The 13,201-nt window shown below is 34.2% G+C and carries 9 protein-coding genes; 6 read left to right on the forward strand and 3 right to left on the reverse strand.

Annotated features, from left to right (window positions below; genetic code table 11):
- Nucleotides 1–23: 23 nt before the first annotated feature.
- The 4 genes from KO509_RS03575 (at nucleotide 24) to KO509_RS03590 (ending at nucleotide 7,687) form a co-directional block, all read left to right on the forward strand.
- Nucleotides 24–2,912, forward strand: a complete 2,889-nt coding sequence (locus KO509_RS03575) for a pitrilysin family protein (protein WP_252727363.1) — start codon at nucleotides 24–26, stop codon at nucleotides 2,910–2,912.
- Between the two features lie 121 nt (nucleotides 2,913–3,033).
- The gene (gene gshA / locus KO509_RS03580) at nucleotides 3,034–4,623 is read left to right on the forward strand and encodes a glutamate--cysteine ligase (RefSeq protein WP_215971920.1); all 1,590 of its coding nucleotides are present in this window, start codon (nucleotides 3,034–3,036) and stop codon (nucleotides 4,621–4,623) included.
- Between the two features lie 1,160 nt (nucleotides 4,624–5,783).
- Nucleotides 5,784–6,797 (forward strand): 3',5'-cyclic-nucleotide phosphodiesterase, encoded by a 1,014-nt coding sequence (locus tag KO509_RS03585; RefSeq protein WP_215971921.1) that lies wholly within the window; start codon nucleotides 5,784–5,786, stop codon nucleotides 6,795–6,797.
- Between the two features lie 560 nt (nucleotides 6,798–7,357).
- Complete coding sequence (locus tag KO509_RS03590) at nucleotides 7,358–7,687, forward strand: multidrug efflux SMR transporter (RefSeq protein ID WP_215971962.1); 330 nt, start codon at nucleotides 7,358–7,360, stop codon at nucleotides 7,685–7,687.
- An 81-nt stretch (nucleotides 7,688–7,768) separates the two neighbouring features.
- On the opposite strand, the gene KO509_RS03595 is transcribed toward KO509_RS03590, so the two are convergent.
- Together KO509_RS03595 and KO509_RS03600 are read right to left on the reverse strand one after the other, a co-directional pair.
- Nucleotides 7,769–8,512 (reverse strand): DNA/RNA non-specific endonuclease, encoded by a 744-nt coding sequence (locus KO509_RS03595; RefSeq protein ID WP_215971922.1) that lies wholly within the window; start codon nucleotides 8,510–8,512, stop codon nucleotides 7,769–7,771.
- Nucleotides 8,513–8,684: 172 nt separating this feature from the next.
- On the reverse strand, nucleotides 8,685–9,587 hold the full coding sequence (locus KO509_RS03600) for a LysR family transcriptional regulator (RefSeq protein WP_215971923.1): 903 nt from the start codon (nucleotides 9,585–9,587) through the stop codon (nucleotides 8,685–8,687).
- Between the two features lie 160 nt (nucleotides 9,588–9,747).
- Here KO509_RS03600 and KO509_RS03605 point away from each other — a divergent pair, with 160 nt between their 5' ends.
- Complete coding sequence (locus KO509_RS03605; RefSeq protein ID WP_215971924.1) at nucleotides 9,748–10,269, forward strand: NAD(P)H-dependent oxidoreductase; 522 nt, start codon at nucleotides 9,748–9,750, stop codon at nucleotides 10,267–10,269.
- Between the two features lie 602 nt (nucleotides 10,270–10,871).
- Nucleotides 10,872–11,492, forward strand: a complete 621-nt coding sequence (locus tag KO509_RS03610; protein ID WP_215971925.1) for a hypothetical protein — start codon at nucleotides 10,872–10,874, stop codon at nucleotides 11,490–11,492.
- Between the two features lie 372 nt (nucleotides 11,493–11,864).
- Here KO509_RS03610 and KO509_RS03615 read toward each other — a convergent pair whose 3' ends face one another.
- The gene (locus KO509_RS03615; protein ID WP_215971926.1) at nucleotides 11,865–13,169 is read right to left on the reverse strand and encodes a CNNM domain-containing protein; all 1,305 of its coding nucleotides are present in this window, start codon (nucleotides 13,167–13,169) and stop codon (nucleotides 11,865–11,867) included.
- Nucleotides 13,170–13,201 lie beyond the last annotated feature (32 nt).

Consider the following 13,201-nt stretch of genomic DNA (forward strand, 5'->3'; position numbering starts at 1 on the left):
TACTCTCAATATCGGATGTTATTTTGAAAAATACGTTTTATTTTATCTCTAAAATTAGTGCTGTTGCCGTTGCTAGTGCTTTACTATTTGCCTGTACGAATCAAGGAAATTCTCAGCAAAATTCCGCTAACATTGGTGCACAAGTCAGCTTGCCTGCAGGTGTTGAACTAGTTGAGAATGTCGTTGCTACCGACGAACGTTTAGTTATACCGTTTAAAAAATATAAATTAGACAATGGTTTAACCGTTATTTTACACCAAGACGACTCTGATCCTTTGGTTCACGTTGATGTTACATATCATGTCGGTTCAGCAAGAGAACAGCTTGGAAAATCAGGTTTTGCTCACTTTTTTGAACATATGATGTTTCAAGGTTCAAAAAATGTAGCTGATGAACAGCATTTTAAAATTGTTACGCAAAGTGGTGGTAGTTTAAATGGAACAACTAATGCGGATAGAACGAATTATTACGAAACAGTACCTAAAAACCAATTAGAGAAAATGCTTTGGCTTGAGTCAGACCGCATGGGTTTTTTATTAGAAACTATCACTGAAGAGAAGTTTGAAATACAACGTGCTACCGTCAAAAATGAACGTGGACAAAATGTTGATAACCGCCCTTATGGTCGGCTGAACGAAACGATTAATCAAATGATGTACCCAAGAGAGCATCCATATTCTTGGCCGGTAATTGGTTATTTACCTGATCTTGATCGAGGCACGGTTACCGATTTGAAAGAGTTTTTTAGCCGCTGGTATGGTCCAAATAATGCCGTGTTAACTATCGGCGGTGATATAGATGAAGTGCAAACATTGGCTTGGATTAAAAAATATTTTGGTGACTTAAAAGCTGGTCCTCAAGTAGATAATATGCCAAAACAACTAACAACATTAGCTGAAGATCGTTATTACTCATTCAGTGATAATGTGTCTTTGCCTTTACTTTATATTAGTTTTCCAACGGTTTATGGCATGCATGAAGATGAAGCTGCTTTAGATGTTTTTGCAAATATTATAGGTAATGGACCCACATCGTTACTTTATAAGAACTTAGTCAAATCTGGTATTGCAGTACAAGCGGGGGCAAATCACCCTTGTAAGGAGTTATCTTGTCAAATGAGCTTTTACGCTTTGCCAAATCCACAGCAAGGCATGGCGTTAGCTAAAATTGAACAGGTTATCAACGACACTCTACTTGAGTTTGAAGAACGTGGTGTTAATGATGAAGATTTACTCAAAACGAAAGTAAGTATTGAAACCGGTACTATTTATGCCTTACAAAGTGTTTCAGGTAAAGTGTCAACGTTAGCGCATTATCAAACAGTTTTAGGAAATGCTGACTATTCTGAACAGCAAGTTGCTCGTTACAATAAAGTGACTAAAGCCGATGTTATGCGTGTTTATCAAACTTATATTAAGGATAAAGGCGCGGCTATATTATCCATTTACCCTAATGAACAAAAAGAGTTAATCGCTAAAGCAGATAATTTTGTTTTACCTGACATTAATACTCCTCCAGCACTTACTCCAATTGATACGCCTATCATGAGCAATAGCAGCACCTTTGATCGTAGTGTTATGCCAAAGTCTGGTACTAACCCGCAAATTGAAGTACCGACATTGTGGCGTGATAGTTTTGATAATGGCATACAAATTATTGCAACAGAAAATAATGAAACGCCAACGGTAAGTTTATTATTAAGTATCGAAGGAGGACCTTTACTCGATCCTATAGAAAAAGCAGGTCTTGCCTCGCTTACTGCAAGTTTAATGAATGAAGGTACTACTAATTATACTAAAGAAGAACTCTCTAATGAACTCGCCAAACTAGGTAGTGATATTTCAGTGAGCGCATCAGGAAGAAATACAACGATTAGAGTTAATTCTTTGGTCAAGAATCTTGATGCAACTTTGCTGTTAATGGTTGATATGATGAGAAACCCTGCTTTTGCAGAAAGTGATTTTGACCGAGTTAAAAATCAGCTAATTCAGGGGTTAGAGCAAGGTAATAAAGATGCTCGCAACTTAGCAAATAAAGCATCTAAGTTGGTAACTTATGGCGAAAATAACCGTATAGGCTTATCAAATGAAGGTACTATAAGCACAGTTTCTGGTATTACTTTGGCTGATGTTAAAGGCTTCTATCAACAGTATTTTTCACCTAAGCAAGCGAGCTTGGTTATTGTTGGTGATATCAGTAAAAAAGAAATTCTACCTAAACTGGATTATTTAAAATCATGGAAAGGGGCTGACTATACAATCCCTTCATATGAGTCATTCCCTGAAATAACGCCGAATAAGATCTACTTTGTTGACTTACCAGGCGCCAGCCAGTCAGTTATCAGCTATAGTCGTAGAGCAATGACTTATGATGCGACAGGAGATCACTTTAAAGCGACATTAATGAACTATCCATTAGGTAGCGCATTTAATAGTCGCATTAACTTGAACTTACGTGAAGATAAAGGTTACACCTATGGTGCATCAAGTTATTTTACGGCAGGAAAAACGTTAGGGTTATTTAGTGCAGGCGCTAGCGTTAAAAAAGAGCATACTTTTGATGCTATGGTTGAAATTGAGAAAGAATTAGCTGATTATCAAGAGAATGGTTTAACAGGTGAAGAAGTTGACTTCATGCGCCAAGCGATTTCACAAAATGAAGCGTTAAGTTACGAAACACCAGGAAAGAAAAGTGGTTTTTTAAGACAGTTACTACAATTTAATTTACCTGAAAACTATAGCGAACAGCAAAATAAAATTATCAACACCATTACACTTAAACAGTTGAACGAGATTGCTGCAAAAGAATTGAGCCAACCGATGCAATGGATTGTTGTTGGCGACGGTCAAGTTATTAGATCGCAGTTAGAAAAAATGAATTTAGACATTGTAGAACTACAATTGGCTAACTAAAGACCCTTTAAAATGGTCAATAGATTAGCTTAAATCTAATATTAACTTGAAAAATAATAAAAACACCTTATTTATAGAGGATTAAATAAGGTGAATTTATTTACCATCGTTAGGAATTATTTTGACATTATCTTTGAACGACTATATTAACGTTTTCAATCAAAACGAAAACTTTAAAACACTCGCCGACATTGGTCGTGGTATTGAACGTGAAGCATTAAGAGTATTGCCTGAAGGAAAATTGTCTGAACATGGTCACTATCATGAATTAGGCTCAGCATTAACACATGGTGAAATAACCACTGATTACTCAGAAACCTTACTAGAGTTCATTACACCAGTAAGTCACTCGCCTGAGATGGCTATCGCCCAATTACAAGATATTCAAAAGTATACCTTTGATAATATTGATGGTGAATTACTGTGGCCAATGAGTATGCCTTGTTTTGTTGACGACGCTAATAAAGTGCCTTTGGCACAATATGGTCATTCTAATATCGGCAAAATGAAAACAGTTTACCGTCAAGGGTTAAAAAACCGTTACGGCTCTATGATGCAAGTGATTGCCGGTATTCATTTTAATGTTTCATTTTCAGAGGGGTTCTGGGAAGTAATACGTACCGCTCAAAATAGAAATGAACATATGCCAATGAAAGATTTCATTTCCGAGCAATACTTTTCAATTTTAAGAAACTATAAACGTTATTGTTGGTTAATTCCTTACTTGTACGGTTCTTCACCCGCTATTTGTGAATCTTTTTTACAAGGAAAAACGCCACAGTTACCCTTTAAAAAAACGTCAAGTGGTGCTTTGTATTTAGAACATGCAACATCGCTACGTATGAGTGATCTAGGATACACAAGTAGTGAACAGTCTAGTTTGCAAATTTGTTATAATAACCTGCATGATTATGTTGATGGCGTACAAAATGCTATTGGATTAAAGTCAGAAGAGTTTGCCAAAATTGGCGTAAAAGTGGATGGCGAATATCAGCAGTTGAACAGTAATATTTTACAAATTGAAAACGAATTATATGCCCCTATTCGCCCTAAACAAATAATAGCACCGGGAGAAAAACCTTCCGAAGCACTTCGTGAACGCGGAGTTGAGTATATTGAAGTTAGAGCGCTTGATGTAAACCCGTTTGTTGATACTGGTATTAGTCTGGAGCAAATACACTTTTTAGATATTTTTATCACTTATTGTGCTTTTATTGAAAATAATAAATTTGATTGTGACTCTCAAAAACATTATGAAAATAATATGAATGATGTGGTCTTGAAAGGTCGTGATCCAACATTAATGCTGTCAGATCAAGATTGTGCTGGAGAAGTGCACTTAAAATCTATTTCAACATGGGGAAATGAGCTTTTTGATGATATGGCTAAGGTGGCATTGTTGTTAGACAGCGCTTATCAAACAACGCAGTATTCAGAGTCTATTATCAGAGAAAGGGCAAAAATTAATGATGCAACATTAACGCCTTCAGCCAAAATTTTATCTCTTATGGTAGAGGGGGAGCAATGTCTTACTGAGTATTCATTAACTCTGGCAGCTAAATACCGTGAGGAAACAATTGCTCGTGATTATCAATTTTATTCACAACAATATTTTATTGATGGCGCAACTCAATCACATAAAAAACAACGTGCTATTGAAGAAAGTGATACTTTAAGTTTTGATGATTTCCTCGTTAATTACTTTAAATAAATGTTTTAAATAAGTAATGTTATTTAATACTCTTAAGTCAATTACCTAACAAAAGCGTACTAGCAATAGTACGCTTTTTTCTTATCTAAATCCTCATTAGTAAAACGCTAATAAACTGTTTCTATTAAAATAAATTTATAAAAACATGAAGCTTATCTAATAGAAAACTAGAAATAACATTCACTGTTGTTGTTACCTGAATAGAGTCATCGATTTCCAGGCAAAAAAATGCATCTATAAGAATAGATGCATAAAAAACATGAAACACTAACTAAGGGAAATAACATTACTGTTAAATAAGAGTCACTTCTTACGATAAAGTTCAATTTATTTGTAGAAGAATAAATTTATTTAAAAAGTTAGAAATCACTTTTAGTGTTATTTTTACCAGAATAGAATCATTGATTCTCAGGCAAAAAAAATGCATCTATAAGAATAGATGCATAAAAAACATGAAACACTAACTAAGGGAAATAACATTACTGTTAAATAAGAGTCACTTCTTACGATAAAGTTCAATTTATTTGTAGAAGAATAAATTTATTTAAAAAGTTAGAAATCACTTTTAGTATTATTTTTACCAGAATAGAATCATTGATTTTCAGGCAAAAAAAATGCATCTATAAGAATAGATGCATAAAAAACATGAAACACTAATAAAACATTAAGGAAATAACATTACTGTTAAATAAGAGTCGCTTCTTACGATAAAGTTCAATTTATTTGTAGAAGAATAAATTTATTTAAAAAGTTAGAAATCACTTTTAGTATTATTTTTACCAGAATGGAATCATTGATTTTCAGGCAAAAAAAATGCATCTATAAGAATAGATGCATAAAAAACATGAAACACTAATAAAACATTAAGGAAATAACATTACTGTTAAATAAGAGTCACTTCTTACGATAAAGTTCAATTTATTTGTAGAAAGAATAAGTTTATTTAAAAGCAAGAACTCCCCTTTCATCTATTAACTATATACTTGTATGGATTAGCTTAATTATTTTTCAGAAAAATTGCTCGTAAAGTTAATTTGTTGTTGCTCTGTTGTGTGGCTTAATGATGATGGAATATTACAAAGAGTAATAGAATAACTTGCATAATATTAGATGTTTGAAATAATAAAATTCTTGTAAAGTCATTCGATTCAAAAACCTTTATGTATAATCTTATAAAATCATTCGCTTTACTCTTTATCACTTGTTGTTCTTTTTATTTATTTGCTAGCGAGCTTGATACTGGAAGTGCACCCGTTTTTGAACTTGTTGTACTGGGAGATTCAGGTGGTGGACGAGATGGTAATTTAAGTGCTTTTTTACTTCGAGATTTAACCGACGATAAATATGTTGCGCTTGATACAGGGACTTTATTAAATGGCATTGAACAGTCGCTACAACAAAATGCTTTTAGCGGTATTAAAATTGATACTGAACAAAACTTAGCACCGAGTATTAATATTTTACGAAACCATATTGCAGGATATTTGATAAGTCATGGACATTTAGATCATATTGCAGGCTTATTGGTAGTATCACCTGATGATAATGCTAAGCCTATATACGCATTACCTTCGGTTAATAAAGCGATTATTAGCTCTTATTTTAATTGGCAAGCGTGGCCTAATTTTTCTAATCGAGGTAAGCCACCTAGCTTAAATAAATATCAAATGGTCGACTTACCTTTAACAACAAATGTTAAGATAGCAGATACATCATTAAAAGTTACCGCCTTTAGCTTAAGTCATCCCGTTGAGTCTACTGCATTCATTATCGAAAATAACAAAGATATTATGGTGTATTTTGGCGATACGGGACCAGACGAACTAGAAAAAGAAAATAAAATAGAAAAAGTTTGGCAGTATCTTGCAGAGCAAGTTAAGTCTAAAAATTTACGTGGCATCATAATAGAAGCATCTTTTCCTGATAACCACCCAGACAAATACCTTTATGGACATTTAACCCCTAAATGGTTAATGAAAGAATTAATGAACTTGTCTACTTTACTTGATGAACCGGCAATATTAAAAAGTACAAAAGTGATTGTTAGTCATGTAAAGAGTAGTACATTAAAAGGTGTCGATGCGAGTGCAGTGGTTCAAAGCCAATTACAGCAACATAATAAATTAGGTTTGAATTTTATAATGGCAAAGCAAGGGCATAAGGTTTTGCTGTAAGCAAAGTGTATTCTAATAAGGCTAAACCTAAACCTAAACCTAAACCTAAACTTAACGGCAGGCACTAACCGCTAGCGTTGCTTGAATTTCTTCACACAGTTTTAGCTTCGACTGTAATCATAAATACTCAAAACATAATAATTTAAGAGTACATAACTCACACATTATCCTGCGTAAATTTTATGCACTGTACTATTGATGTCATTTGTAACAAATAACCAAATACTTTGCCACTGAAAGATTTTGTTAAATTTATTATTGTTTTTTATATCATGAAAGAGAGCGATTTACGGATTTTTTAAATAGAAGAGAGGCGTCAGGGGGGCTAGGTAGCTTAAATAGTAGAATTTAATCTTAAAAATCGGATTAAGCTTATTTCTAAGCCAAAGCCATAACTTTAAACTCTTTGTCTTTTATTGATAAGTCTATATGATACTTGAAAAAGATATGGCGTTTAATGCTGGTACTTTGCTAATTTTTTTTGATAACTTTATTTTGACAATTGTAGTTTAATAGCTTGCTACTGAAGTAGGCTTAATATGTTTATAGAAGGATTGAGTATGGGATATTGGTATTTGGCAATAGCGATTTGTGCCGAAGTTGTCGCAACATTAGCACTTAAAGCGTCAGATAATTTTACTCATGCAACGTTCAGTACTCTATGTGTTATTGGATATGTCGTTGCTTTCTATTTTTTATCTTTAGTGCTTAAAACTGTGCCTGTTGGTATCGCTTATGCTATTTGGGCTGGCATGGGAATTGTTTTAATTACAGCAATAAGTGCAGTTGTATATAAACAAGTGCCCGATTTACCGGCTATTATCGGTATGTGTTTTATTTTAGCCGGCGTTGTTATCATTAATGTACTTTCAAAAACGGTAAGTCATTAACGTATGTTAAGCGGGAGAATGATAGCTTGCTTTTTCTCCCGTTAATATTCGAAACTTATTAACTTATCAATTCGTATACCCCTAGCAGCCGAGTCTTTTCAATATTTCTATTGAGTCAGTAAAGCTTGGAATGGCAAACGGCACTTCAGCTTGTAGCGCTTTATTATTCGTTTTTTGCTGGCAATAATCTGCTTTTCTTGGCAAGTTTTGATCAAAGATGAAACTCGCGGCATTACCTTTTAAGTCGTAGATTATTTTAAAGTAGGAAGATGGAATAATGTGTGATTCATCTGCGCCGGGTAATGGCTGCTCTTCTTTTGAATATAAAGTGCCTGTGATCACATAAAGCGAGTTTCTAAAACTTACGGCATTACGAACGGCAATTTCTAACGCGACCCAAGCACCTTGGTTTAAAGCCGATTTTTGAGGAGTGATATTGGATAGATAGTTTAGCTCAGTCCAGTTTTTATGTCCTGCAAAGCTTGCTAGTGGTGCTTGATGGCCTCGGTCGGTTTTTAATAACTTAAATGCACCTTTATAGTCTAGCTCTTCTAACGATTCATCATCGTCAATTAACTTATCATTGCCCCAGTTTCGACCAGGGCTATCACCAAAGTTAGCCACATCGACTTCATAAGCAACCCAATCGGCAAACTTTGTTTTTGGATTATTGCTTAACGCGTAAGTATGATTAAAGACAACATCGTTATTTACTATATCTAAACTAGGGCAGCCTAAAGGGCAATGAACACTTCTGATTTCAGCATTAACAATCGCGCTAAAAGCGATAAGTAGTAACAAGATAAATTTATCAATTTTTAACATTAATTTTACTCTAAGTATGTTTATTGTTGAAATTTAATATAGCGCTTAACTTATAGCAACCCTTTGTTTTTATTTTGTTTGACGAAAAAACTAAACATTTTTCATCTGTTATAGTTTATAGGTAAAATAACAGGGGAGCTGGCTCTAACTTGGTCGAGCATTAGCTTTATTACTAATCACCTAATGTTTCTAAAATAAAATTAATAAAACTTCGTACTTTTGCTGACATATGCTTTCTACTTGGGTAAACCATGTAAACGCCGATTGAAGGTTTAGGCCAATCAGAGAAAACTTCAACTAATGTGCCGGTTTCCATTTCATCTTTCAATGCAAAACGTGGTACGCGAATTATGCCTTGGCCAGCAACACCTAAGGCTATTTCTAATGAGGCATTATTGGTTAGTACATGACTTTCAACATTTACTTGAATTGCTGCGCCATTATTATCGTGAAATAACCAAATATTGGGCTGCTTTGAATTGCTGTAGGTGATTATTTTATGTCGTGTTAAATCATAAGGGTGCTCAGGTATACCGTGTTTAGCTAGGTAATTTGGGGATGCTAATACTAAAGCTTCTGACTGAGTAATTCTGCGGCTAATTAAGCTAGAGTCTTCAAGTTGTACTGTGGCTCTTATGACTAAATCAAAGCCATCAGAAATAAGGTCAACTTTTCTGTCATTAAGTTCCAATTCTAGCTGCACTTTTTGATATTTTTCAGTAAATTGGCTCAATACTGGACTAAGGTTAGATAAACCATAAGAAATTGGGCAGCTGATTCTAAGTTTACCGCTAGGCTCTGATTGATTACCGACAATGGCATTTTCTGCTTGCTCTGCATCTTCAATAATTTGTTGGCAGAGTTGAAAGTATAATTCACCTTCTTGCGTTAAGCTCAATGATCGCGTTGTTCTATGTAACAAACGAATACCTAGACGAGCTTCTAGTTTATTAACTTCTTTACTAATGTAAGAAGTGGAGTGACCGGTAATATCTGCGGCTAAGGTAAAGCTGCCCGACTTTACTACATGAAAAAAAACAACCATGCCGTCGAATAATTTATTTTTAATTGCCATGATATGTTCCTGTTAAACTAAAAATTATTTTTAATGTGAGTCAATCGTGAATCAATTAAACGCCATTTGGAAATAATATGTCCACAAAAACAATATTAATCATCAAATGATAATAATATAAAGTGTAACCATCCAATAAAAGAAAAGATAGGAAATAACAATGAAAGTACTCGCCTTTGCAGCAACAACCAGTAAAAACTCTATTAATAAGCAGTTAGCCAATTACGCCGCTAAACAAATTGAAGGAGCACAAGTAGAACTACTTGATCTAAATGATTATGAAATTCCTCTGTTTAGTGAGGATAGAGAAAAAGAATTAGGGCAACCAATGCTTGCCAAAGCTTTTTATCAAAAGCTTGGAGAGGCAGATATTATTGTTATCTCTTTTGCTGAACATAATGGCTCTTATGCAGCCGCATATAAGAACCTTTTTGATTGGACGTCTCGCATTAATAGGCAATTATTTCAAAATAAGCCGGTTATTATGTTGGCAACATCACCAGGACCGGGTGGCGCTGCAACTGTATTGTCGGCAGCTCAGGGCTCAGCGCCTCACTTTGCCGCCGATTTAAAAGGAGCTATTTCAGTACCAAACTTTTATGATAATTTTGATGTAGAAAGCGGACAATTAACAAATAAAGCGCTCGTCGATAATATAAAAGCGGTAATTGCGAAACTTTAATTAATTAACGTTAATAACTTCATTTTAGTCAATTAATTGTAGCTATTCAGTAAAGCAAACTATTTAGGCTTATTTTAACACAACTTAATACTTAGTTTTTCTTATTAGAATGCGCGTGAATATAGCAATAATAATCTAGCTAAGGTTAGTAAACATTCACTTTTATACTTTGCTAATACCAGTCTTATTAATTAAGAGAACCGTTTTATACGTAGATAAAATTGCCAAACACAAGGTATTTATTTAATGACTAGTTGTTCTAATAATTAAATAAATAATGATGTAGTTGGTGGTTTTAGCAAGTAGAAATGATCACATAGCTAGTGAGATTGGTATTAAGGTGGTACTCCGAGCATAGTTATTTAGATAAGATAGGTAATCGACAGGCAAAAAAAATGCATCTATAAAAATAGATGCATAAAAACATGAAACACTATAAAACATTAAGGGAATAACATTACTATTAAGTAAGAGTGACTTATTACGATATAGTTCAATTTATTTGTTAATATTGAAAAGGGTGGGTTAATAATGCTAAACAGTTAAAAATCTGGCACTATTGTATTCATTATTTTTTACGTTTAAGTGCCACTTTATATTTTATGCTTACTGCTAAACTCTCTTGCATTACTTTGGCTAGTATATTGTTGTTGTCAAGTTGTGCGACACCTCCTCCCCAAAACCCTGAAAATATTTGCGAGATCTTTCGAGAGCATCGTGATTGGTATTTTGCCGCTAAAGACGCGAGAGAACGTTGGGGCGTGCCCATTCATGTGCCTATGAGTATGATGTACCAAGAAAGCTCTTTTAAACATAATGCCTTACCTCCTAGAGACTATTTACTTGGCTTCATCCCTTGGGGTAGAGTGAGTACTGCTTATGGTTACTCACAAGCTAAAACAATGACATGGAATGATTATACTAGAGAAACGAATAACTCAGGAGCTGATCGTGATGATTTTGAAGACGCGATTGATTTTATGGGGTGGTTTATTTTTAAAACACAAAAAATTAATGGTGTTTCAAAGTGGGATGCCTATAACCAATACTTGAATTATCATGAAGGCTGGGGTGGTTTTAAGCGTAAGAGTTATAAAAAGAAGTCGTGGTTAGTGGGCGTTGCTCGTAAAGTAGACAATCGTTCTCGCCGTTATTCTTCTCAATTAAAAAGTTGTGAAGAAGAATTAAATCATGGCTGGCTATGGCGATTATTCTTTGGCTAAATAACAATAATTGATGTATTTCACTTGCTGGATATTTACGTTGAGAAGTTATTCTCTAGAAGATAAAAATAATAAAATCCTTGTTTAAAAGCCTTGCCATTTTATTATTTTTATGAATTTTTTTAGCTAAACCACGACTTATATGGCTTAAAGCTAGACGTTTTTATTTTTATTAAAAAAGTGTGTTTTTTTCTTAAAAATTTGTTGAAATAGTTAAAAGCTGTAATTAATAGGCTTTGACCTTGTTATCCACAGAAATTGTGGAAAGCTATTTTCATTAAGTTGCTTGTGGATAACATTGTGATTAACTTTTTTAACTGTTGATAGATTCAATCTACTTTAAGATAAACTTAAAGTAGATTGCTTGATTGGCTATTCTTCATCTATTTCTTCATCAACGAAATATTCAGGCATTACTCTTACGGTATTAATTCTATTTTCTGAAGCGTCAACTATTTCTATTGGATAGCCAGCAATACGAACGCTAATGTTATTTTGTGGAATATCTTCTAAATGCTCAATTATCATACCATTAAGTGTTTTTGGGCCATCTGTTGGTAATTGCCATGACATTTCTTTATTTACGTCTCGTATACTGGCATTACCTTTTACCAAGTAACTACCGTCAGGTTGTAAAGTAACTACATCACTTGGCGTTGGCGTTTGAGTTGTGGTGAAGTCACCGACAATTTCTTCCAGAATATCTTCTAAAGTCACTAAGCCCTGAATATCACCATATTCATCAACAACCAAGCCTAAACGTTCTTTAGCATGTTGAAATTTTAATAGTTGGATATTTAGCGGTGTACCCTCAGGAATAAAATAAAGCTCACGTACAGCACGTAATAAGGTTGCTTTAGTGTATTGGCTTTTTGACAATAGTTTTAATGCATCACGGGCGTGGATATAGCCAACTACATCATCTATATTGTCACGATATAATAATACCCGTGTGTGATTTGCCTGCGTTAGTTGCTTTTGAATTCTTTTCCAGTCTTCATTAACATCTATGCCAACTAATTCACTTCGTGGGATCATTATGTCGTCAACACTTACTTTTTCAAGATCGAGTATGCTCATTAGCATGCTTTGATCTCGTTCGTGTAATAATGCGCCAGATTCATTTACTACAGTACGTAGCTCTTCACTGCTTAAACTGTGTTGTTCTCGTTGCTCTGAACTGATACCTAATAACATTAATATGCCATTAGTAATCCAATTAACGCTGACAACCAGCGGTAGCAATAACTTTAATAGTAAGGTTAAAAATATTGAGCTAGGAAAAGCAATTTGTTCTGGGTATAAAGCTGCGAGTGTTTTAGGGGTTACTTCGGCAAAAATTAAGACCACTAAAGTCAAGATAACCGTGGCTATTAAAACACTGATATCTTCTGATATCCCCAGTTCATGCGATAACCTTAACGCTATAATTGTTGCTATAGCTGATGCAGCTATATTGACTAAGTTATTGCCAATTAAAATTAAGCCAATCAGTCTGTCAGGGCGTTTTAGAAGATCGCTGACCCGTTTAGCACCTTTGTGTTTTTCTTTTTCAAGATGCCTTAGTCTATAGCGGTTGAGCGACATCATACCTGTTTCTGAACTAGAAAAATAAGCAGATATAAGGATCAGTATGCCAAGAATAATAAATAGCATCTGAGTTGATATGTTATCCAAAAAGGAAGTCCTTCAATAATATAATAAGAATA

The organism is Colwellia sp. C2M11, from assembly GCF_018860915.1.
Taxonomy (GTDB): Bacteria; Pseudomonadota; Gammaproteobacteria; order Enterobacterales; family Alteromonadaceae; genus Colwellia.

Excerpts from the sequence above, each read along its gene's own strand:
- KO509_RS03595 (WP_215971922.1), bottom strand. The coding sequence starts at position 8,512 with ATGTTAAAAATTGATAAATTTATCTTGTTACTACTTATCGCTTTTAGC.
- KO509_RS03590 (WP_215971962.1), top strand. The coding sequence starts at position 7,358 with ATGGGATATTGGTATTTGGCAATAGCGATTTGTGCCGAAGTTGTCGCA.
- KO509_RS03600 (WP_215971923.1), bottom strand. The coding sequence starts at position 9,587 with ATGGCAATTAAAAATAAATTATTCGACGGCATGGTTGTTTTTTTTCAT.
- KO509_RS03605 (WP_215971924.1), top strand. The coding sequence starts at position 9,748 with ATGAAAGTACTCGCCTTTGCAGCAACAACCAGTAAAAACTCTATTAAT.
- KO509_RS03585 (WP_215971921.1), top strand. The coding sequence starts at position 5,784 with ATGTATAATCTTATAAAATCATTCGCTTTACTCTTTATCACTTGTTGT.
- KO509_RS03610 (WP_215971925.1), top strand. The coding sequence starts at position 10,872 with ATGCTTACTGCTAAACTCTCTTGCATTACTTTGGCTAGTATATTGTTG.